21 protein-coding genes and 1 tRNA gene are annotated in these 22,489 nt (G+C 68.2%); 4 read left to right on the top strand and 18 right to left on the bottom strand.

Annotated elements, in window-relative coordinates:
* Window positions 1-7 precede the first annotated feature (7 nt).
* Complete coding sequence (locus C6I20_RS04365) at window positions 8-1,951, top strand: M13 family metallopeptidase (RefSeq protein WP_118394845.1); 1,944 nt, start codon at window positions 8-10, stop codon at window positions 1,949-1,951.
* A gap of 20 nt (window positions 1,952-1,971) precedes the next feature.
* Window positions 1,972-3,183: an MFS transporter gene (locus C6I20_RS04360; protein WP_118394844.1), complete on the top strand. Its 1,212-nt coding sequence runs from the start codon at window positions 1,972-1,974 to the stop codon at window positions 3,181-3,183.
* A gap of 13 nt (window positions 3,184-3,196) precedes the next feature.
* Here C6I20_RS04360 and C6I20_RS04355 read toward each other — a convergent pair whose 3' ends face one another.
* From C6I20_RS04355 to C6I20_RS04280, 17 genes are all read right to left on the bottom strand, one after another.
* Window positions 3,197-4,291, bottom strand: coding sequence for an HTTM domain-containing protein (locus tag C6I20_RS04355; protein WP_118394843.1), 1,095 nt, complete (start codon window positions 4,289-4,291; stop codon window positions 3,197-3,199).
* Window position 4,292: 1 nt separating this feature from the next.
* A complete protein-coding gene (locus tag C6I20_RS04350; protein WP_162891111.1) occupies window positions 4,293-5,048 on the bottom strand; it encodes a DUF5819 family protein in 756 nt (251 codons plus the stop codon).
* A 97-nt stretch (window positions 5,049-5,145) separates the two neighbouring features.
* Entirely contained in the window at window positions 5,146-6,471 is a 1,326-nt protein-coding gene (locus C6I20_RS04345; protein WP_118394841.1) for a hypothetical protein, read from the bottom strand.
* A 153-nt stretch (window positions 6,472-6,624) separates the two neighbouring features.
* On the bottom strand, window positions 6,625-7,572 hold the full coding sequence (locus C6I20_RS04340) for an HTTM domain-containing protein (RefSeq protein WP_162891110.1): 948 nt from the start codon (window positions 7,570-7,572) through the stop codon (window positions 6,625-6,627).
* Window positions 7,569-8,315 (bottom strand): DUF5819 family protein, encoded by a 747-nt coding sequence (locus tag C6I20_RS04335; RefSeq protein WP_162891109.1) that lies wholly within the window; start codon window positions 8,313-8,315, stop codon window positions 7,569-7,571. Before C6I20_RS04335 ends, C6I20_RS04340 begins: the two co-directional genes overlap by 4 nt.
* A gap of 78 nt (window positions 8,316-8,393) precedes the next feature.
* A tRNA-Ala gene (locus C6I20_RS04330) sits at window positions 8,394-8,466 on the bottom strand.
* 61 nt (window positions 8,467-8,527) lie between these two features.
* A complete protein-coding gene (locus tag C6I20_RS04325; RefSeq protein WP_118398585.1) occupies window positions 8,528-9,175 on the bottom strand; it encodes a histidine phosphatase family protein in 648 nt (215 codons plus the stop codon).
* On the bottom strand, window positions 9,172-9,525 hold the full coding sequence (rsfS, locus tag C6I20_RS04320; protein WP_118394838.1) for a ribosome silencing factor: 354 nt from the start codon (window positions 9,523-9,525) through the stop codon (window positions 9,172-9,174). Before rsfS ends, C6I20_RS04325 begins: the two co-directional genes overlap by 4 nt.
* Window positions 9,522-10,157, bottom strand: a complete 636-nt coding sequence (gene nadD, locus C6I20_RS04315) for a nicotinate-nucleotide adenylyltransferase (protein WP_256372164.1) — start codon at window positions 10,155-10,157, stop codon at window positions 9,522-9,524. The genes rsfS and nadD overlap by 4 nt, the downstream gene beginning before the upstream one ends.
* 5 nt (window positions 10,158-10,162) lie before the next feature.
* Entirely contained in the window at window positions 10,163-10,306 is a 144-nt protein-coding gene (locus C6I20_RS17020) for a hypothetical protein (RefSeq protein WP_162891108.1), read from the bottom strand.
* Window positions 10,307-10,318: 12 nt separating this feature from the next.
* Window positions 10,319-11,566, bottom strand: a complete 1,248-nt coding sequence (locus tag C6I20_RS04310) for a glutamate-5-semialdehyde dehydrogenase (RefSeq protein WP_118394836.1) — start codon at window positions 11,564-11,566, stop codon at window positions 10,319-10,321.
* 81 nt (window positions 11,567-11,647) lie between these two features.
* Complete coding sequence (proB, locus tag C6I20_RS04305) at window positions 11,648-12,736, bottom strand: glutamate 5-kinase (protein ID WP_118394835.1); 1,089 nt, start codon at window positions 12,734-12,736, stop codon at window positions 11,648-11,650.
* Complete coding sequence (obgE, locus tag C6I20_RS04300) at window positions 12,736-14,274, bottom strand: GTPase ObgE (protein WP_118394834.1); 1,539 nt, start codon at window positions 14,272-14,274, stop codon at window positions 12,736-12,738. Before obgE ends, proB begins: the two co-directional genes overlap by 1 nt.
* Window positions 14,275-14,386: 112 nt before the next feature.
* On the bottom strand, window positions 14,387-14,650 hold the full coding sequence (gene rpmA, locus C6I20_RS04295; RefSeq protein ID WP_118394833.1) for a 50S ribosomal protein L27: 264 nt from the start codon (window positions 14,648-14,650) through the stop codon (window positions 14,387-14,389).
* A 12-nt stretch (window positions 14,651-14,662) separates the two neighbouring features.
* Window positions 14,663-14,971, bottom strand: a complete 309-nt coding sequence (gene rplU / locus C6I20_RS04290; RefSeq protein WP_118398583.1) for a 50S ribosomal protein L21 — start codon at window positions 14,969-14,971, stop codon at window positions 14,663-14,665.
* A 93-nt stretch (window positions 14,972-15,064) separates the two neighbouring features.
* Window positions 15,065-17,584, bottom strand: a complete 2,520-nt coding sequence (locus C6I20_RS04285) for an Rne/Rng family ribonuclease (RefSeq protein WP_371682659.1) — start codon at window positions 17,582-17,584, stop codon at window positions 15,065-15,067.
* Window positions 17,585-17,845: 261 nt separating this feature from the next.
* Entirely contained in the window at window positions 17,846-18,610 is a 765-nt protein-coding gene (locus C6I20_RS04280) for a TIGR03936 family radical SAM-associated protein (RefSeq protein ID WP_216822986.1), read from the bottom strand.
* 43 nt (window positions 18,611-18,653) lie between these two features.
* On the opposite strand from C6I20_RS04280, the gene C6I20_RS04275 reads away from it, so the two are divergent.
* Window positions 18,654-19,877, top strand: a complete 1,224-nt coding sequence (locus tag C6I20_RS04275; RefSeq protein WP_118394831.1) for an MFS transporter — start codon at window positions 18,654-18,656, stop codon at window positions 19,875-19,877.
* A 17-nt stretch (window positions 19,878-19,894) separates the two neighbouring features.
* Here C6I20_RS04275 and C6I20_RS04270 read toward each other — a convergent pair whose 3' ends face one another.
* A complete protein-coding gene (locus tag C6I20_RS04270) occupies window positions 19,895-21,826 on the bottom strand; it encodes a TIGR03960 family B12-binding radical SAM protein (protein WP_118394830.1) in 1,932 nt (643 codons plus the stop codon).
* A gap of 31 nt (window positions 21,827-21,857) precedes the next feature.
* Between C6I20_RS04270 and C6I20_RS04265 the strand changes: the two genes are divergently transcribed.
* Entirely contained in the window at window positions 21,858-22,487 is a 630-nt protein-coding gene (locus C6I20_RS04265; RefSeq protein ID WP_118394829.1) for a hypothetical protein, read from the top strand.
* Window positions 22,488-22,489 lie beyond the last annotated feature (2 nt).

Genomic DNA, 22,489 nt, shown 5'->3' with positions numbered 1-22,489 from the left:
TACTGGCGTGACCCACGGCATAGACACGACGCAGTTCGACCCCTCCATCCGCGTCCAGGACGACCTGTTCAGACACGTCAACGGCCCTTGGCTGCGCGACGCCGAGATCAAGCCCGACCGAGCCACGGCCGGCTCGTTCGTGACCCTCGTCGACGAGGCAGAGGCGACAGTCCGATCGATCATCGAGACCGCCAGCACGGCGCCCGAGGACGACGAGCAGCGCAAGATCGGCGACCTCTACGCGAGCTTCATGGACGAGGACCGCATCGAGACGCTCGGCGCGACTCCACTGCAGTCCGAGCTCGACCAGGTGGATGCGATCACCGGCATCGCGGGCTTCGTCACGACGCTCGGCACGCTCGACCGCCAGGGAGTGGGCAGCGTGTTCGGCATGTACATCGGTCCCGACAGCGGTCAGCCCGACCGCTACGTGACCCACCTCGTCCAGGGAGGCATCGGCCTGCCCGACGAGGCGTACTACCGCGACGACGAGTCCGCCGCGATCCGCGAGGCGTACGTCACGCACCTCACCACGATGCTGGGTCTGGCGGGCCTCGACGACGCCGACGGCCGCGCCCAGCGGATCATGGACCTGGAGACCCGGATCGCGGCGTTCCACTGGGACCGCGTCGAGTCCCGCGACGCCCAGAAGACCTACAACCTGCTGGCGCTCGACGGGCTGCGGGGCCTCGCCCCGTCATTCGACTGGGCAGCCTGGTCCGAGGCCGCGCAGATCCCCGCGCCAGTCATCGCCGAGATGGTCGTCGCTCAGCCGTCCTACCTTGAAGGGCTCGAGACCCTGCTGGTCGATGCCGAGCTCGACTCATGGAAGGACTGGCTGCGCTGGCAGGTCGTCCACAGCGCATCGCCGTACCTCTCGTCCCCGTTCGTCGCCGCCAACTTCGAGTTCTACGGCCGGACCCTGAGCGGCACCGACGAGCTGCGTCCACGCTGGAAGCGCGGAGTCGGCTTCGTCGAGGCGTCCGTCGGCGAAGCGGTCGGCCGGATCTACGTCCGCACGGAGTTCCCGCCGGCGTCCAAGGAGCGCATGACCGAGCTGATCGGCAACCTCATCGAGGCATACCGCCAGAGCATCTCGGAGCTGGCGTGGATGAGCGAGGAAACCAAGCAGAAGGCTTACGAAAAGCTCGACACCTTCAACCCCAAGATCGGTCACCCCGACGAGTTCCGTGACTACAGCGCGCTCGTGACCGCGCCCGACGACCTGCTGGGCAATGCGCGCCGGGCTATCGCCCTGGGAACCGACCGTGAGCTCGCCAAGATCGGCTCGCCGATCGACCGCGACGAGTGGTACATGACGCCCCAGACCGTCAATGCGTACTACAACCCGACGATGAACGAGATCGTGTTCCCCGCCGCGATCCTGCAGCCGCCGTTCTTCCACGCTGACGCCGACGATGCGGTCAACTACGGGGCGATCGGCGCGGTCATCGGCCACGAGATCGGCCACGGCTTCGACGACCAGGGCTCGCACTACGACGGTGCCGGTGCACTGCGGAACTGGTGGACCGACGACGACCGCTCGTCCTTCGAGCAGCTCACCTCAGCGCTGATCGCGCAGTACGACGCGCTGACCCCCGACGGTGCGGACGACCGCACCGTCAATGGTTCCCTGACGATCGGCGAGAACATCGGCGACCTGGGCGGCCTCGGCATCGCCTACCGGGCGTTCCGCCTGACCCAGCCGGGCGAGGCCGAGATCGACGGTCTGACCCCGGACCAGCGGTTCTTCATCTCGTGGGCCCAGGCCTGGCAGTCGAAGGTACGTCCCGCCGAGACGGTACGCCGGTTGACGATCGACCCGCACTCCCCGCCGGAGTTCCGCTGCAACCAGGTCGTCCGCAACATCCCCGCGTTCTACGAGGCGTTCGGCGTCACGGCGGACGATGATCTGTGGCTCGAGCCCGAGGCCCGCGTCAGCATCTGGTGATCCCCGACTAGATTGCTCGGGTGACGACGAACCCCGACCCGGCCCAGCGACGGATCCTGTGGGTGCTGGTGTCAGCCCAGGTCGTCGGTGGAATCGGCAATGGCGCGGGCATCGCGGTCGGCGCGCTGCTGATCAAGGACGTCAGCGGCTCTTCCGGGTGGGCAGGCATGGCCGTCGTCATGCTGACGCTCGGCGCCGCCGCGTTCACGATCCCGCTGTCCTCGATAGCAGCCCGTACGGGACGGCGACCGGCCCTCACGCTGGGCTGGATGACCGGCGCCGCCGGAGCGGCCATCGTGGTCCTCGGAGCCGAGCTCGAGTCGCTGACAGCGATCCTGGGCGGCCTGCTGCTGTTCGGCGCGAGCACCGCCGCCAACCTGCAGTCCCGGTTCGCTGCCGTCGACCGGGCCGAACCGGGCCAGATCGGGCGGTCGCTCTCGATCGTCGTGTGGTCCACGACGATCGGTGCCGTGGCCGGCCCCAACCTGACCGGACCCGGAGCGGCGCTCGCCGGCAGCCTCGGCCTGCCTGACCTGTCCGGTCCTGTGCTGTTCTCCGCCACCGGGTTCGCGATCGCCGGCCTGCTCACGTTCGTGCTGCTGCGCCCCGACCCGTTGATCCACCTCGCGGACGGACCGCCAGCACCGCGGGGCATCCGAACCGCGCTCCCCCACGTCCGGGGTCGCACGTTCACCGCGGTGTGGGCGATCGGCTCGTCGCACGCCGTGATGGTCGCGGTCATGGCGCTGACCTCGGTGCACATGCAGGACCACGGCTCGGCGCTCTCGGTGATCGGCCTGACCATCAGCCTGCACATTGCCGGGATGTACGCCCTCTCCCCCGTGATGGGCTGGCTCAGCGACGCGTGGGGCGCAGACCAGACGATCCTCCTCGGGCAGGTGATCCTGCTGCTTGCCGTCGCGGTCGCCGGCACCTCCGGACACTCCGACGTCCAGATCACGGTGGGTCTCGTGCTGCTGGGAATCGGTTGGTCGGCGTCGGTGATCGCCGGTGCGGCCAAGCTCACCGCCTCGCTGGAACCCGAGCACCGACCGGTCGTGCAGGGCTTCTCCGACCTGGTCATGAATCTTGCCGGCGCGCTCGGCGGACTGCTCGCCGGGATCGTGGTCGCCATCAGCGGCTTCGGCACCCTCAACGCAGCAGCGGCCGTGCTGACACTCCCGGTCATCGCGCTCGTGCTCTCGGGTCGCCGGGTCGCGGCTGCCGTCTAGCGGCGCATGACCGTCAGCGACGGAAGACCGTGATCCGGACCCAGTCGACTGCAGGGAACACGAATCGGTGGCGTCCAGCATCGAGCAGGTCGAGCAGGTCGTACCACCGAAGGACGAGCCAGTCACCAGCAGGACCGGCCGCCTGTCTGACGAGCACGTCGACTCGGGCCCAGGTGCCGCTGGACACGAACAGTCCGGTCACGGCGATCGTCGCGAGCGAGCTCCACGGCGCGGCGAACACCACGGCGAACATCACGCTGAGCGCGATCGACAGACCCAGCACGAGCCGTCGACTGAGCGGGTGCAGCAGGAGCGGACCGAAGAACAGCTGGACCATCAGGACGGCGTAGGTGAGGACCGCGAGAACCAGCGAGCTGCTGCTCAGGAGGTCCGACAGCCACGGGAACGGCCGCGACTCGGGCAGCTGCATCGTGTAATACAGCGCCGTGCCGTGCTGCCACACGGGCTGCGCGACCTTGTCGAGGCCACCGGACATGAAGACCAGGATGGTCTGCGCGCCAAGACCGAACAGGCCCACGTTGTGCATCCCGGTGGAGAGCCACGGCGGCAGCACGTCGTCCTCCGCGCGTCGCGCGGCACGGGTGCCCGCGGCGAGCGCGCTGTGCCTGCGGGCGTCCAGCGACCAGTACTCCCCCGTGCGCATCAGGAGCATCCACAGCAGGGTCAGCCGAATCAGGTTGTCGCCCTGCGTCCCCACGACGGGGTTCTGACCCACGATCGCGATGAAACCCAGGAAGGTCAGCACGTTGGCTGCCTTGGTGTGCCATCCCAGGACGAGGGCCAGCGCGGCAAGGACCGTCGCCACGTACACGACCGTCAGGACGTCGCCGCTCACGTTGCGCAGGAGTGCGAGTTCGGGGAACCTGCTCGCGGCGCGCGCGGGCTCGGCCCAGACCGAGCCCTGCCCGATCCACATGTCGCGGCGGGAGAAGTTCGACAGCAGCAGACCCAGCACGGAGAGCCCGATGCCCAGACGGCAGGCCGCTGCACCGCGCAGGGCATGTTTGCCGCCGAGCGCCCAGACGTCGAATCGATCCCGCAAGTGGGTCGAGGCGTCTCTCAGACGCCACCAGATGTCCTGAACCATGTCACTTCTTCACATAGGAGTCGAAGGCTGCGCGGGCCTCGGTCGAACCGCGGAACGGCAGGCGCCAGCCGAAGTAGAAGATCCGGTAGTCCACGTCGGCAAGGGTCTTCTTGTCACGGTCGGCGAATGGCGGCACGGTGCGACGGCCGACCCGGTACTGCACCTGCACCACCTGGTCGCCGTCGTACAGCGACCGCGCGTACAGCGATGCGAACTGGGTGGCCATCTGGTCGTACGCGAGGAATGACGTGATCGATCGGGCGTTTGCGCCGTTCTTGGTCAGCGCGGCGCGGACCTTGGTGACGCCATCGAGCGCCTTGACCGAACGGATGAGCTTGCGCTGCTCGGGCTCGAGATTGAACATCGCGAGATTCAGGTTGGTCGCGAGCCGGCGGGCGGTGGCGTGGACGCGTGCCGGGTCGAGGTCGTGGACCGTCGAACGGCGCTCGACTGCTGTGACGTCGACCCACGTGGTCAGCGTGGTCTTCTTGGCGCCTTCGGGTCGGATCAGGGCACGGATGCTGAACGACTCGTCGACGAACTGAGCACCGATTCCGACCCCGTTGTCACCCTGCTGGAAGTACGGATCGACGTACGAGGCCAGATTGCTGCTTCCGACCGCGTCGCGGAGCGGGCTGGACGGCGCCAACCACAGCATCAGCACGACCGAGTGGACGGCCGCCAGGACGGCGAGGGACAGGATGGACCAGCGCTGCCACGGACGCGACGGCACGGGCGTGCCTGGCTCCGAGTCCATGATCTCCATCCTAGGTGCTGACGACAACGGATCCGGCGGCGCCCGGACGCACAACTGCCGGCAACCTCAAGAGGTGGCCGGCAGTCGTGGTGAAGGGTTACGCGTTCGCGAGGCGACGCTTCTCGTTGACGAGAACGGCTCCACCGAACATGACCAGGGCCAGACCCAGCGCCCAGAAGGGCAGCAGGTTCGGCGCACCGGCGTCAGGCAGCGCAGTCGTCACGTCGGCGTCGGCCTGCGCGTCGGCGTCGGCCACCGCGTCGGCGTCGGTCGAGTCGGCGTCAGCGTTCGCATCGGCGTCAGCATCGGCAACTGCGTCGGCGTCAGCGTCAGCGTTCGCATCGGCATCGGCGTTCGCGTCAGCGTTCGCATCGGCGTCGGCCTGGTCGTCGAACAGCGTGTTCGGGCCACAGCTGGTGCGGGCCAGGTTGAGCGTCGCGGTGTCGCCGAGCACGTTCAGGCTCAGCGCGGTGACCTCGACGGAGCCGTCGTCGTTCGTGACCTGCTTGTTGACGGTGCCGTCCAGGATCGGGACGATCGCCTCGCCGACCGGGTCGAGCAGTGCGGGCCCGACCTGATCGAGGATCGCGTCGACCAGAGTCTCCTGGACGGTGCCGACCAGGTCCGCGAGCGGTCCGAGGACGCCGTTCAGGCTGTCGTTGAGCGTGGCCCTGATACCGACGAGCAGGCCGTCGACGATCTGCTTCGGTGCGATGGCGCCCACGAGTGCGGAGTTGGGGTCCGTGTTGAGCGTGACCGGGATCGTGATGACGTTGCCCGGAGCGAGCTCGGCCAGGATGTCGATACCGGCGACGGTGGAGCTCATCGTCGACGGGCTTCCGGCCGTTGCGGAGCACGTGCTGGAGACGGCACCGATCTCGACGGACACCGGGATGGCATCCTGTAGGGCGGCGAGCACCGGCGTGACTGCCGCGGACTGGATCGCGCTCAGGAGGGGCGTCAGTGCCGTCTGGAACACGGGGCCGAGCACGGGGCCGAGGCCGTCGATGACGCCGTCGAGGATCGTGGCGGTGTCGATACCGAGCACATCGCCCTCGACGCCGGACAGGTCGATCGTCGTCAGCGCGTCGATGCCGGTGCCGGCAACTTCAGCGCGAGCTGTGGAGGTTCCCTTGTCACCGTCGAGGTCGGTGGAGGCCGTCTGGTCGAATGACGTGACGGCGGGCTGGCTAACGCCCAGACCCACACCACACGTGCCGGAGCCCTCGGTTGCGGGGCCGGCCGACTCGGCGCGGCACACGCCGCTGTCGACGATGCCGGTCAGACCCGTGGCCGTGATGGCGCTGGACTCTGCCTGCGCCACGGGAGCGTCTGCTCCGTTGGCCGAGAAGGACATGCCGGCGGTGACGATCAACGTCACCAGTCCGACTGCCACCGAGTTCTTGGCAAGCTTGTGATTCATCTGGGAGTGCTCCTTGATTTGTTTCTGCGGGTTGCTCGCCCCAGTAGGCGTGACTAGGTGCAGCACCGAGACTGCTCGGACAGTCTAACCACATTCTTAGGTCCCGATGACCCGACGTATTCCGCTATGACGGCTGCCCGTCAGTGAGTTGGCTCACACGCCGGCGGTGGTAGGTGGCACCGGGACGTCGGGCGAACGTCGATCGCGCCACCAGTTCGCCGCCCGGATCCACGACGAGTCACTGACCAGGATCATATCGACGGCAATCATGACGAGAGAGAAATACATGATTCCCATCAGCAGCCCGATGCCCAGGTGCATCCCGGTGATCATGATCAGCGCCACGAAGCGCGACGGCCGATAGAGCAGCAGGACCGGGAAGAACATCTGCACCGCGATCGCGGTGTAGGTCGCCCCCATGATCACGGGTGCGCTTGCGTACACCGGGCCCAGCAGGTCGTGCCAGGGCGAGTACGCATCGGTCTGCAGCGGGAAGTAGACCGCAGTCCCGTCCTGCCAGAGCTCGCTCTGCACCTTCCAGAACGACGAAGCCACGTAGACCATCACGATCTGGTGCACGATCAGGATCACGGCGAGGTTGTGCAGCGTCGCGCTGAACCACGTCGGCATGAGCTGCTTGACCTGGCCGCGTCGTGACCGGAGCCGCGCGTCGACCGACCAGTGCCGGCCGGCATCGGTGAAACACAGGTAGAGCAGGACCATCCGCAGGATCGCGTCACCACCGGACCCCACGAACGGGTCGGTGACGTACAGCGACATCCACAGCAGGAGTGTCATGACGGTCGAGGCCCGGGTGTACCACCCGAGCATCAGCAGGATCCCGAACACGATGGTGGCGAGATAGGCCAGGTCGAAGCCCAGCCCCCCGATCTGGCTGAACAGGCCGAGGAACGACGGCCATCCCCGGCCGTCGCGCACACTGTCGGTCCACCGGGACCCGTCGCCCCACGTGTAGTGACGATCGCCCCAGTTGACGACGAGCTGGCTCGCCACGATGAAGCCCAGGATCATCCGCGTGACGGAGAGCCCGTACGTCGAGTGCTTGTCCTCGGTCAGCCAGTCGACCGCCCGCCGGATCATCGGTGCCGCCGGTCGAATTCGGCGACCGCGTCCAGCTCGGCAGTCGGGCCGGGCGACGGGACCCGCCATCCGCTGACCCGGTCGCGGGCTTCAGGACGGGCTGCGGCCCGCTCGGCGGTCGAGCCGCCGCGATCGGCGTATGGCACGACGCCCTGTCGCCGGACCGTGTAGCGGACCGAGGTGATGTCGCGCTCGGGCCAGCGGGCCATCAGGACATCCGTCGCGAGCCGTGTGACGGCCTTCTCGTAGCGCAGGAATCCCGTCGCGGCCGACGCCGCCCGGCCCGAGCCGCCGAGCGAGGAACGCAGCTCTGCCCAGTCCGGCGGGTCGCTCTCGCTGGTCGACGTGGCCGCCTGTCGTTGGTTCGTTCCGAGACCGGCATAGCGCGACTGCAGGGCCGGGAACATCTTGTTGGTGACATAGCCGGCCCGACCGCCCACGATCCGGTGCTGGATCAGGTCCAGCTCCACCTCGGTCCAGTCGACCCATGCTGTCTGACGGGTCGACCCGTCAGCAGCAACGTACGAGCCCTGGAACAGGACGGACCGATCCTCCGCCACCGGGTTCGGCGCGAACAGTCGCCAGTTCTGCGTGAAGAAGGGCTGGAGATAACCGGTGCGCGGGGCCGCGGCGTCGGAGTAGCGGTTGGGCGGCAGCGCCGCCAACGTCACGGCGGCGAGGTGGAACGCGACGACGATGACGCTGACCGCGACGAACAACGTCCGAAGACTCACCCGGGGCACGCGCACACGGTACCGATCAGCGCCCGAACACAGCAGTGCGGGGGCCCAGCCGATGTACGGCCGAACCCCCGCGATCTGTGGAGCATAGGAGATTCGAACTCCTGACCTCTTCCATGCCATGGAAGCGCGCTACCAACTGCGCCAATGCCCCGCTGCCCGTGTTGTGGGCCTCGCCAATGCTAGCCGCTGACCCCGCTCATGCCCAAACCGGGTCACTCGTCGTCCGACATCACGGGCTCCGGAAGCGTCCCGGCGTTCCATTCGGTCAGGCGCCACTTGGACCAGTCACGGTGTCGCGACTCCTCCAGGACGGACCACGAGCAGTTGCCGAGACCACCGAAGGAGCTCCAGTGCTCCTCGGGGATCTCCAGAAATGCGCACGCGCCGGTCCGCAGGACGGCACCGTGCGCCACGACGACCAGCACCTCCCCCGGCGGCAGGTCGTCTAGCAGATCATGCAGCGCCGCTGCGAACCGCTCCCCCGCCTGGCGATGCGTCTCACTGCCGGGGATTCCGGTCTCGTCCCCCGAGGTCCAGGCCTTCATGCCGTCGGGATACTGCGCCCACGCCTCCTGCCACGTCAGGCCCTCGCGGGCACCGAAGTTCAGCTCACGCAGCCGGGGGTCCAGCTCGACGGGCGTCCCGGTCAGGTCCCCGAGCGCCTGCGCCGTGTCAGCGGCGCGCATGAGGTCGGAGGTGACGATGCGGTGCGGTCCCAGCGTCGCCAAACGGGCGGCAGCCGAGCGGGCCTGTGCCCGCCCGACCTCGTCGAGCGGGATGTCGCTCTGACCCTGTACGCGTCCTGCGACGTTCCACTCCGTGCGGCCGTGCCGCCACAGGACGACCTGACGGGTGCTCACGCCAGCGGGACGACCGGGCAGTCGCTCCACAGCCGTTCCAGGGCATAGAACACCCGCTCGTCGTGGTGCTGGATGTGCACGACGATGTCGGCGAAGTCGAGCAGGACCCAACGGCCCTCGCGCTCACCCTCCCGGCGTACGGCCTTGACGCCGAGCTCGATCATCCGCTTCTCGATGGCATCCTGCACGGCACGGACCTGCGGAGGGCTCGATGCCGAGCACAACAGGAACACATCTGTGATCGCCAGCTGTTCGGAGACGTCGAAGGCAATGATGTCCACGGCCAGCTTGTCATCGGCGGCGGCCGCGGCGGCCCGGGTCAGCTCGACTGCGCGTTCGGTGGCGCTCATGAGACCTTTCGATAAAGTTCGTGCTTGGCGATGTATTGCACCACGCCGTCTGGGACGAGGTACCAGACCGGCTCTCCCCGCCCGACGCGGACGCGGCAGTCGGTCGACGATATCGCCAGGGCGGGGATCTCGACGAGGGTGATGCGATCTCGGGGCAGGCCCTCGAGCGTCGTGTCGTTCAGCTCGTGCCCCGGTCGGGTGCAGCCGACGAAGTGCGCCAGGGTGAACAGCTCTTCGTGGTTCTGCCAGGTCAGCAGAGCGGCCATGGCGTCGGCACCGGTGATGAAGTAGAGGTCGGCGTCGGGGTGCGATGCCGAGAGGTCGCGCAGGGTGTCGATCGTGAAGGTCGGACCATCTCGGTCGATGTCGACCCGGCTGACCTCGAAGCGCGGGTTTGCGGCCGTCGCGATGACGGTCATCAGATAGCGGTGCTCTGCCGGCGACACATCGCGATCGGCCTTCTGCCAGGGCTCGCCGGTCGGCACGAAGATGACTTCGTCCAGATCGAACCAGGACTGCACCTCGCTCGCAGCCACGAGGTGGCCGTGGTGGATCGGGTCGAATGTCCCGCCCATCACACCGATACGTCGGCGCCCACCCTCGGTGGGGCGCGGCCGCTGGTGCTCGCTCACGCGAGTCAGGAGTGCTCGCGGCCCTTGCCGAAGGACAGCAGACCCAGCATCAGGACCACCAGGATCACCAGCGCAATGGCACCGACGGCGTAGGGGTCGATGCCGATGTCGCGAAGGGGCTCTTCAGACGCCACGAGGTTCGAGAACATGCGAGCAATCTATCAGCGCACGTGACCGTCGCCGACAACGACGTACTTCGTGGTGGTCATCTCGGTCAGACCCATCGGACCTCGGGCGTGCAGCTTCTGCGTCGAGATGCCGATCTCGGCACCGAAACCGAGCTCGCCGCCGTCGGTGAACCGGGTCGAGGCGTTGACCATGATCGCCGCGGCGTCGACACCCGACGTGAATCGCGAGGACGCTGCCAGCGACGAGGTGACGATCGCCTCGGTGTGCCCCGAGGAGAACCGGCGGATGTGCTCGAGGGCGTCGTCGATCGACTCCACGACCCGTGCCGAGATGTCCAGCGACAGGTACTCGGTCGCGTGGTCCTCGTCGGTGACCGGCACGACGGCGGCGTCGAGAGCGCGGAAGGCCTCGTCGCCGTGGATCGTCACGTCAGCGGCGTGCAGGGCCTTGATGACCCGCGGCAGGAAGACATCCGCAACGGCGCGGTGGACCAGCAACGACTCGGCCGCGTTGCAGACGCTCGTGCGGTGGGTCTTGGAGTTCAGGACGATGTCGAGCGCCATGTCCAGATCGGCGTCCGCATCGACGTAGACGTGGCAGTTGCCGACTCCCGTCTCGATGACCGGCACGGTCGACTCCTCCACGACCGCACGGATCAGCCCCGCTCCCCCACGTGGGATGACCAGGTCGACCAGCCCTCGGGCCTGCATCAGGTGGGTCGCGGACGATCGGTCGTCGGCCGGGATCTGCTGGATCGCGTCGGCCGGGAGCCCGGCCGCTTCCAGTGCCCCGCGCATGATCTGGATGATGGCGGCGTTGGACCGGGCGGCCGAGGACGAGCCGCGCAGCAGGACCGCACTGCCGGCCTTGAGGCAGATCGCCGCGGCATCAGCCGTGACGTTCGGCCGACCTTCGTAGATCATCCCGATGACACCCATCGGCACACGGATCTGCTGCATCCGCAGACCGTTGGGCAGGGTCGAGCCCCGCACGACCTCGCCGACCGGATCGGGCAGCCCGGCGATGTCGCGCACCCCGTCGGCGAACGCCGCAACACGAGCGGTGTCGAGGCGGAGCCGATCGATCACGTTCTCGCTGGTTCCTGCGCTACGTGCCATGTCGACGTCGATCGCGTTGGCGGCGACGAGCGCGTCGGTGCCAGCAACGAGCGCATCGGCGATGTCACGCAACGCAGCATCCTTGTCGGCCCGGGTCGCCACAGCGAGTGAGCCGGCTGCGAGTCGCGCACGGCGGGCGGCGGCGTGAACCTGATCCTTCATGGGCCCGATCCTAGTTCGCGGCCCACAGCCGCCGACGGTCAACCGGCGAGGCCGGATCGGGTGGCCGTCGCCGCAGCGTCCTCAGAACACCATCATGTCGTCGCGGTGGACGACCTCACGCTCGTACTGCGCGCCCAGCTCCGCGGCGAGGTCACGCGTCGACCGGCCCAGGAGCGACGGGAGCTCGGCACTGTCGTAGTTGACCATCCCGCGCGCGATCATGACTCCGTCCGGCCCGACCAGGTCGACCGGATCACCGGCGACGAACGTGCCGGTCACACCGGTGATCCCCGCCGGCAGGAGCGAGGCCTTGCGCACGACCAGCGCGCGTACGGCGCCAGCGTCCAGGTGGACAGCTCCCTTGGTGTCGCTGGCATGTGCCAGCCACAACAGGCGGGTCGGACGACGTCGACCCGTGGGGTGGAACCGGGTGCCGGTCGCGGCGCCCTCGAGCGCGTCGGCCGCGTGGGGCGTCGAGGTCAACAGGACCGGGATGCCGGCACCGGTCGCAATCCGGGCCGCCTCGACCTTCGTCACCATGCCGCCGGTGCCAATGGCAGAGGCACTCGGACGGACGATGTCCAGACCCGCGAGATCGTCCTCCCCATGCACGTCGGAGACGATCCGCGCGCCGTCGCTGTGGGGGTCCCCGTCGTACAGTCCGTCGACGTCGGACAGCAGCACCAGCAGGTCGGCGTGGACCAGGTGAGACACGAGCGCGGCGAGCCGGTCGTTGTCGCCGAAGCGGATCTCGCTGGTCGCGACCGTGTCGTTCTCGTTGACGATCGGGACCACGCCGAGCTCCAGCAGGCGGGCGAACGTCTGGTACGCATTGCGGTAGTGACTCCGACGCGTCACGTCGTCCGCCGTCAGCAGCACCTGACCGACCACCAGCCCGTGGCCCGCGAAGCGCTCGGCATAGCGCCCGATGAGGGCCCCCTGGCCCACACTGGCGGCCGCCTGCTGCGTCGCCAGGTCGCGTGGACGTCGGCCCAGCCCCAGCGGGGCGAGCCCGGCCGCGATGGCTCCCGAACTGACCAGCACGATCTCATCGCCCCGGCCGCGGGCTGCAGCCAGGGCGTCGACGAGAGCGTCGACCCGCTCACCGTCGAGTCCGCCCCCCGCCGAGGTCAGCGACGACGAGCCGACCTTGACGACGATGCGGGACATCAGCGCGGGTCCTCGTCGCCGAGGTCACCGTCCGTCGGTCCATCGGTGAGATCGGGATCTTCTTCGGGGAACGACCAGTCGGGGTCCCGACCGTCCTCGCGCGCCTCACGGCTCTCGGCCTCGAAGGCCCGGCGAGCCGCCAGTTCCTCGCGACGCTCCACGTTGGTCCGCCGCTCCGACTGGTCGATCCGGAGGTCCTCGCCACGCCGGCCCAGGACCTCGGCGCCGGCCATGATCTGCGGGTCGAAGTCGAACATGACTGCGTTGTCCTCTTCACCGATGATGACGTCGTCACCGGCCTTGGCTCCGAGCTTGAGCAGCTCGTCCTCGACACCCAACCGGTTGAGACGATCGGCCAGGAAGCCCACCGCCTCGTCATTGCTGAAGTTGGTCTGACGGACCCAACGCTTGGGCTTGTCCCCCCGGACGATCCACTGGCCCTCACGCTCGGTGATCGTGAACTCCCGGCCCACGCCAGCCTCGGCCTTGGGCCGCAGCACGATGCGGGTGACCTCGGAGACCGGCGTCGCGGCGCGTCGCGCGGAGACGATCTCGGCCATCGCGAACGAGAGCTCGCGCAGACCTGCGTGACTGGCCGCCGAGACGTCGAAGACGGACAGGCCGCGCGACTCGAGGTCAGCACGGACGAATCCGGCGATCTCCTTCGCGTCAGGCACATCGGTCTTGTTCAGAGCCACGATGCGAGGCCGGTCCTCGAGCCCGCCGTACGCGGCGAGCTCGCCCTCGATGATGTCCAGATCGGTCAGCGGGTCACGCCCGGGATCGACCGTCGCGCAGTCAATCACGTGCACCAGGGCGGCGCAGCGCTCGACGTGACGCAAGAAGTCGTGCCCGAGCCCGCGTCCCTCGCTGGCGCCCTCGATCAGCCCGGGGACGTCGGCGACCGTGAAGGTCGTCGAGCCCGCGGTGACGACTCCGAGGTTTGGCACCAGGGTCGTGAACGGGTAGTCCGCGATCTTGGGACGTGCCCGGGACAGAGCGGCGATGAGGCTTGACTTGCCAGCACTCGGGAAGCCGACCAGGCCGATGTCGGCCACGACCTTGAGCTCCAGCGTGAAGGTCAAGTCGTCGCCGGGCTCTCCCAGAAGGGCGAAGCCAGGAGCCTTGCGCTTGGAGGACGCGAGCGCGGAGTTGCCGAGGCCTCCCCGTCCACCGGGCGCGATCACGAGCTCGGTGCCGGGACCGGTCAGGTCGGCCAGCACCTCGCCCTGGTCGTCCCGCACGACGGTCCCCTCGGGCACCTTGAGGACCAGGTCCTCACCGTTGCCGCCGCTGCGGTTGTTGCCCGCGCCAGGAGCGCCGCTGGTCGCCTTGCGGTGCGGCTCGTGGTGATAGTCGACGAGAGTCGTCACATCGGCGGAAACCCGAAGGATCACATCGCCACCGTGGCCACCGTTGCCGCCGTCGGGGCCGCCGAGCGGCTTGAACTTCTCCCGGTGCACCGAGGAGACGCCGTCACCGCCGGAACCACCGGAGACGTGGAGCGTGACCTTGTCGACAAAGCTGGGGACAGCCACCGGCCGCTCCTTTCGTGGGGCCCCTCAGGGCCGAAAATGGAACGAAGGGACAGCCCGCAGCTGCGGACTGCCCCTTCGAACTAGTTGTCTCTAAAGACGTGTGGTCGCCGTACTACTCCGCGGGAACGCCGGGGAGGATGTTGACGACCTTGCGGCCACGACGGCGACCGAACTCGACCGAACCGGCCGAGAGCGCGAAAAGCGTGTCGTCTCCGCCACGGCCGACGTTCGTGCCGGGGTGGAAGTGAGTGCCACGCTGGCGCACGATGATCTCGCCGGCGTTAACCAGCTGACCGCCGAAGCGCTTGACGCCGAGGCGCTGTGAATTTGAATCGCGGCCATTCTTGGTAGAGGCTGCGCCCTTTTTGTGTGCCATGTGCTCAGACCCCTACTTCTTGATCCCGGTGATCTTCACCTGGGTGTACTTCTGACGGTGACCCTGACGCTTCTTGTAGCCGGTCTTGTTCTTGTACTTCTGAATGACGATCTTGGGGCCCTTGGACAGTCCCAGGACTTCAGCCGTCACCGTGATCTTGGCGAGCGAGTCAGCATCGGCCGTCACGGCGTCGCCGTCAACGAACAGCACGGCGGGCAGAGACAAGGTCTCGCCCTCTGACTGCGCGACCTTGTCGATCTGGATGACGTCGCCGACGGCTACCTTCTGCTGGTTGCCGCCACTGCGGACGATTGCGTACACCACGGGATTCCTCACTCAATTCAACTCTGGGGCACGATCCACCGGTGGGCGGGACGCGCAAGAACGGGGCGCAGAGCGCACCGAGGGACTAGTTTACGGAACCTGACCCTCGCTGGTCAAAACGGGGGCATCCCCGTCGTTCCCAGAAGGCTCAGAACTCGTACTTTCAGCCGCGATCGTGCCGGCCTGAATCGGGTTGCTGACAGCGGCCTTGGGGGCCGATGACGCAGGTTCCACCGCGGGCGGCGGGCCAGCCGGCTTGGAGGCCGACCCTCGCTTGCGGGCGGGCTTCTTGGCCGGGACGGATGGTTCGTCCCGGGTGACCGAGGAGATGTCGGTCTGCGGCACTGACGCGACACTGGGCGTCTGGACTGCCCGGTCGGTCTGCTCGACGCTGTCAGCGGCCTTTGCAGGAGTCTCCGGGGTGGGCTTGGGGGCGTCTGCAGGCTTCGCGACGTCCGCAGGCTTGGGGGCCTCCGCAGGCTTGGGGGCCTCTGCAGGCTTGGGGGCCTCTGCAGGCTTGGGGGCATCGTTGCCGCCGCCGGACTTAGCGTTGCCGCCGCCGGACTTGGCCTGGTTGCCGCCGCTGTTGCCGTTGTTGCCACCCCCACCACGGCCTCCGCGCCCACCGCGACGCTGCTCGTCCCGCTTGGGCTCGACCGGCGCGTCCTGGATCACGACGCCACGGCCGTGGCAGTGGTCACAGTCGACGCTGAACGACTCGAGCAGCCCCGTGCCGATGCGCTTGCGCGTCATCTGCACCAGACCGAGCGAGGTGACCTCGGCGACCTGGTGGCGGGTGCGGTCACGTCCGAGGCACTCCACGAGGCGGCGAAGCACGAGGTCACGGTTGCTCTCGAGGACCATGTCGATGAAGTCGACGACGATGATGCCGCCGATGTCGCGGAGTCGGAGCTGACGCACGACCTCCTCGGCGGCCTCGAGGTTGTTCTTGGTGACGGTCTCCTCGAGGTTGCCGCCCGAGCCGGTGTACTTGCCGGTGTTGACGTCGACGACCGTCATGGCCTCGGTGCGGTCGATGACCAGCGAGCCACCGGACGGCAGGAACACCTTGCGGTCCAGCGCCTTGTGGATCTGCTCGTCCAGTCGGTACGCCGTGAAGGCATCCCGGCCGTCATCGCTCTGCCACGGCTTGACCCGCTCGGCGAGATCCGGGGCGACGTGGTCGATGTAGCCCTTGATCATGTCCCAGGCATCGTCGCCCTCGACAACAAGCCCGTGGAAGTCCTCGTTGAACAGGTCACGCACGACCTTGATCATCAGATCGGGCTCGGAGTAGAGCAGCTCGGGGGCGTTGCCGGCCGCCACCTTGCCCTCGATGACCTCCCACCGCGCCGAGAGCGCGGTGACGTCGCGGGTCAACTGCTCCTCGGTCGCACCCTCTGCTGCGGTGCGCACGATGACGCCGGTGTTGTCCGGCAGGACCTCCTTGAGGAGGGTCTTGAGGCGAGCGCGCTCGTTCTCGGGCAGCTTGCGCGAGATGCCGCTGGTCTGGCCGCCGGGCACGAGGACCAGGAACCGGCCGGGAAGGCTGACCTGGCTCGTGAGACGGGCGCCCTTCTGGCCGATCGGGTCTTTCGAGACCTGCACGAGGATCGTCTGGCCGGGCTTGAGCGCATCCTCGATCTTGCGCTGCTTGCCGTTGCCGAGCGTCGTCCAGTCAACCTCGCCGGCATACAGGACGGCATTTCGGCCGGCACCGATGTCGACGAAGGCGGCCTCCATGCTCGGCAGGACGTTCTGGACCTTGCCCAGGTAGACGTTACCGATGATCGACACCTGCGACTCGCGGGCCACGTAGTGCTCGACGAGGACGTTGTCCTCGATGACGGCGATCTGCGTGTAGTCGTCGCGTTGGCGGACGACCATTTCGCGCTTGACCGACTCGCGACGGGCCAAGAACTCGGCCTCGGACACGATCGGGGCGCGCCGGCGACCGGCTTCGCGGCCCTCACGGCGGCGCTGCTTCTTGGCCTCGAGGCGGGTCGAGCCGGCGACGCCAGTGATCTCGTCCTCGGCGGTGCGGCCGTTGCGGACCCGCACCACGGTGTTCTCCGGGTCGTCGGGCGAGGCGTCGGCCCCTTCTCCGGCCCGCGCTCGACGCCGACGGCGACGCGTGCCGCCGTTGCCATCGTCCTCGGTGTCGTCGTCACCGTCGCTGGTGGACTCGTCGCCGTCGTTGTCGCCCTTGCGACGACGACGACCGCCGCGACTGCGGCGACGACGCTTCGGACCGTCGCTGTCGTCGTCGTCGTCGTCGTCATCATCATCGCGACCGGAGTCGGCGTCGGGCTCGGGCTTGGGCTTGGGCCGGGCCGGAGCGAGTCCTGGCTCGGGAGCCTTGAACATGGCCGCGGTCGAGGCGACCGGCACAGCCTCCTCGGCGGGCTCCTCCGCCTTCGCGGCGGTTTTCGCGGCGCTGGACTTCTTGGCCGCAGCCTTCTTAACCGGTGCATCTGCCCGCTCGGTCGTCTCGGCCGGTTCCTGCGCCTTCGCCGCGCTCTTGCGGGCGGGCGCCTTCTTGACCGGCGCTTCCTCCGGCTCGCTGGCCGGAGCCTTGGCCTGCGGAGCGGCCGGGGCGGAGAAACTCACGGCGGCAGGTGGCCCTGCGGGCCGACCGGCCGCTCGCCGGCGGGTGGAGGGCGTCGCGGTGGTGGATTCGCCAGTGGTGTCGTTGTCGTCGAGCATCTGCTCTCCTTCGCCCGTGGCCGATCGTGATCGGCTGGGGCACGTCTGCGGCCCGACAAGCGGGCCTAAGCCTTCGGTCAACCCCTGCGCCACGCGCCGGGGACTGACGACGAATCTTGGTCTGTCACATCAGCTTCTCCGCCTGCCGCCGCGGTCGGCACCCGGTCAGGATGCGTCGCGGTCGAAGGCAAGTGGATCGCCTACCGTGCCGTTCTCCGAGTCAAGAGGACCCTGGGCCAAGCGAGTCGCCGTGGGCGTCTGCTCGAGCTCGAGGCCACCGCTGGATCGGAGTCCGGCGAGAACGTCGTCCGGTCGTACTGACGGTGTGTCGTGTCGTACAACCACCGCCAGTATCGCACACGGACCCGCGGCGGTCGCTCCGGAACGCGCGGAAAGGGCAAGCACGGCGTCCCGACAGTCCAGTGTGCGCAAGCCTCGCTTCATCATGCGCTCGATCAGGACCTCGTCGGTCGCGAGGAACGCCTCAACCGCGCTCTGGGCGTGCTCGACCCCGACTCCCGGCAACGCGATCTCCCAGGAGCTTGCCTCCAGCCGGTCGGCCAGCGCACCTGGTTTCGCCACGACGGCGTCCACGATGTCCAAACCGGGCGGCAGGGCTGCATCGAGCGCCGCACGGACCTCGTCCGCATCGCACGGACGGGTCATCCCGATCTCGAGGTACTCCGCCTCGCTGGCGGCTCCAGTCGGTGACGCGTTGGCGTAGGAGATCTTGGGGTGCGGCGTGAAACCCGACGAGAAGCCGATGGGTATACCGGCGCGCCGCACGGCCCGCTCGAACGCCCGGGCGAAGTCGCGGTGGCTCGTGAAGCGCAGGCGACCTCGTTTGGCGTAGCGAAGGCGGATCTTCTGCACGATCGGCAGCTGCGGATTGGGGGCTTCGGGATTGGGTGTCCCCTCGAGGGTCGTCACCCGATGAGGCTACCCGTGCCAACGGAGAGTTGAATGGTGCCTCGTGACACCCATCAACCCCGCGTCCTCTGGGGGCAGACTGCTGGTCGGTAGCGCGATCGTGCTGCTGGCGCTCAACCTGCGAGTCGCGGTGGGCAGTCTGGGGGTCGTGCTCGGATCGGTCCGCTCGGACCTCGGCATGTCGACGGCCGTCGGAGGGATCGTGACAGCCATCCCGGTTCTGTGCTTCGCGGTCTTCGGCGTCGGGGCGCACGGTGTCGTCAAGCGCTTGGGTCTGCACCGCACCGCGGCACTCGTGCTGGCGATGCTGACGATCGGCCTGGTGCTCCGGGCGATGGCCGACACTACCGCCCTGTTCCTGGCTTGCACCACAATCGCGCTGGCCGGGGCCGCCATGGGAAACATCATCCTTCCACCGCTGGTCAAGGTGCACTTCCCCGATCGCATCGCCCTGGTCAGCGCGCTCTACGGCGCGGCGCTGATGGCAGGAGCGACGCTCGGCTCGATCGCGACGGTGCCCCTGTCCGACGCGCTCGGCGGATGGCGCCAGGGCCTGGGGCTGTGGGCTGCCCTGGCGTTCGTCGCCCTGCTCCCCTGGTTCGCATTCCTGCGCAGCGACATCCGTGCCGACCCGCAGGGCACGAACCGACTCCCCCTGCGACAAGTGGCCCGGTCGCCATTGACCTGGGCGATGGCACTGTTGTTCGGGGCGCAGTCCGCGGGGGCCTACGCACAGTTCGGCTGGTTCCCCGAGATCCTGACCGACGCAGGACTCAGCACTGCCCACGCCGGCGCAATGCTGGGGCTGCTCAGCGGGGTGGGGATCCCGCTGACCCTGGGCCTCCCGTGGCTCATGCGGATCATTGGCGACCGACCTGTGCTGCCCCTGGCATTCGCGGCGCTGACCGCCGGTGGCTGGCTCGGCGTTCTGCTGGCGCCGACGACCATGACGTGGCTGTGGGCGGTCCTGCTGGGCGTCGGGGGTGGTTCCTTCACCTGGACGCTGACGATGATCGGCAAGCGTACGAGGACCGCGGCCGGCACGACGGCACTGTCGGTGTTCACCCAGGGCCCCGGCTACCTGGTCGCGGGGATCGGTCCGCTCGGAGCCGGGATCCTGCACGACGCGACCGGCGCCTGGACGGCCTCGATCATCGGCCTGATGTGCCTCGCCGGGGTCATCGCTGTTGCCGGCTGGTTCGTCGCGAGGCCCGTCATGCTCGAGGACACCCTCGGTCGCGGGCCCCGCGACCGGATCAGCAGCTGACCGGCGACCCTGCGGTCCTAGACGACGCTGAGCGGCAGCAATGTCTTGCCGGTGGGGCCGATCTGGATCTCGGTGTCCATCTGCGGACACACGCCGCAGTCGAAGCACGGCGTCCAGCGGCAGTCCTCGACCTCCAGCGCGCCGTCGGGGTTCAACGAGTCCTGCCAGTCCTCCCACAGCCAGTCCCGGTCGAGCCCGGCATCCAGGTGGTCCCAAGGGAGCACCTCGGCGTACTCGCGCTCGCGGACGGTGTACCAGTCAAGGTCGACCGGCTCGTTGGCCAGCACAGCGGCGGTCTGCTCAGCCCAGCGGTCGTACGAGAAGTGCTCGCTCCACCCATCGAATCGTCCACCGTCGCGCCACACCGCCTCAATGATCCGGCCGACCCGGCGATCGCCGCGCGACAGCAGTCCTTCGATGATGCCGGGCTTGCCATCGTGATAGCGGAAGCCGATTGCCTTGCCGTACTTGCGGTCAGCGCGGACGAAGTCCCGCAGCTTCTGCAGGCGGTCGTCGGTCGTCTCGTGGTCGAGCTGCGAGGCCCACTGGAACGGCGTGTGCGGCTTGGGCACGAAGCCGCCGATCGAGACGGTGCAACGGATGTCGTGCCGCCCCGAGACCTCGCGGCCGGTCTGGATGACCCGCTTGGCGAGCTCACCGATCTGCATGACGTCTTCGTCGGTCTCGGTCGGCAGACCACACATGAAGTACAGCTTGACCTGGCGCCAGCCGTGGGAGTAGGCGGCGGCGACGGTGCGGATCAGGTCTTCCTCGGTCACCATCTTGTTGATGACCTTGCGCAACCGCTCGCTGCCTCCCTCCGGGGCGAAGGTCAGGCCCGAACGTCGGCCGTTGCGACTGAACTCATTGGCCAAGGTGATGTTGAAGGCGTCGACGCGGGTCGACGGCAGCGACAGCGAGGTGTTGGTGCCCTCATATCGGTCGCCGAGCTGCTTGGCGACCTCGCCGATCTCGGTGTGGTCGGCGCTCGACAGGCTCAACAGGCCGACTTCCTCGAAGCCGGTCTTGTCGAGCCCGTTCTGGACCATCGCGCCGATGCCCTCGATCGAGCGCTCCCGCACGGGGCGGGTGATCATGCCGGCCTGGCAGAACCGGCAGCCGCGCGTGCACCCGCGGAAGATCTCGACGCTGAACCGCTCGTGCACGGTCTCCGCGAGCGGGACGAGCGGGTTCTTGGGGTACGGCCACGCATCGAGGTCCATCAGCGTGTGCTTGGCGACCCGCCACGGCACACCCGGCCGGTTCGGCACGATCCGCTGGATCCGACCGTCCGGTAGATAGGTCACGTCGTAGAACTTGGGGACGTAGACGCCGCCGCTCTTGGCCAGCCGCATCAGCACCTCGTCGCGGCCCCCGGGTCGCCCTTCGGACTTCCACTCGCGCACGACCTCGCTGATCGCGAGGACGATCTCCTCTCCATCGCCGAGCACGGCGGCGTCAATGAAGTCTGCGATCGGTTCGGGGTTGAACGCCGAGTGACCTCCGGCAATCACGATCGGATCGTCGTCACCGCGGTCGACAGCGTGCAGAGGCATGCCCGCCAGGTCGATCGCGTTGAGGAAGTTGGTGTAGCCGAGCTCGGTGGAGAACGAGAGCCCCATCAGGTCGAAGGCCCGGACCGGGCGGTGCGCGTCCACCGTGAACTGCGGGATGTCGTTGTCCCGCATGACCTTCTCCATGTCGGCGAACACGGCGTACGTCCGCTCGGCGAGGATCCAGTCGCGCTCGTTGAGCACCTCGTAGAGGATCTGGACACCCTGGTTGGGGAGACCGACCTCGTAGGCGTCGGGATACATCAACGCCCAACGCACCTCGGCCGAGTCCCAGTCCTTGCTCGTCGCGTTGAGCTCACCGCCGACGTACTGGATCGGCTTGCTGATCGAGGGCAGGAGCGGTTCGAGGCGAGGAAAGACGGAGTCGACGGACATGCTCTCAAGGGTAACGTCCTAGGCTCGAGGGGTGAGACGTCGCGCGCGCCCCCCTGGTCCGTTCACGGTCGAGTACGTTCCGCTGTCGGCGGATGATTCGCCCGATCAGCTGCTGACCATCAAGAACAACACCGAGATGTCGGTCCAGCCGACGCTCTCCTTCAGCGCACGTGACCTCTGGGGGCGTGAGCTGCCCGGTGTCGCGGTACAGACCGTCAACGGCTCCCACCGGGGCGGTGGACCGCTGCTGGCGGCGGGCGGGACCCTGGTCGACATCCTGCGGTTCGACGGGATCGGCGCACGGCACGTGCGCGGCGTCGACGTCCAGTTGGCAGCGGCGGAGCAGAGCGACCATCCCGCGCTGGAGGCCGACATCAAGACCGTCATGATCGACCTCGAGCAGAAGGCGACCGCCGACCCAGAGGAGTTCTGGGGCGTCGGCATGGTCAACCCCAACCCGTTCGGGGTCACCGTCCGGGTCTCGCTCGTCGAGTTCGAGGACCGCCACGGAGACGATCCCCGTCAGGCGGTCGACGTCGTGACGCTGCAGGAGGACATCGACATGGCGTCGGTGTCGAATCACGTCATCTGGCTGCCGGAGGACGTCCGGGGTCGCTTCCACGCTGTGACCCACCACCTGCGGCCGGAGTCACTGCTCTAAGT

The sequence above is a fragment of the Aeromicrobium sp. A1-2 genome, from assembly GCF_003443875.1.
Taxonomy (GTDB): Bacteria; Actinomycetota; Actinomycetes; order Propionibacteriales; family Nocardioidaceae; genus Aeromicrobium.
The sequence above is the reverse complement of the archived record's forward strand: the minus strand, read 5'-3'. Positions and strand labels throughout refer to the sequence as shown.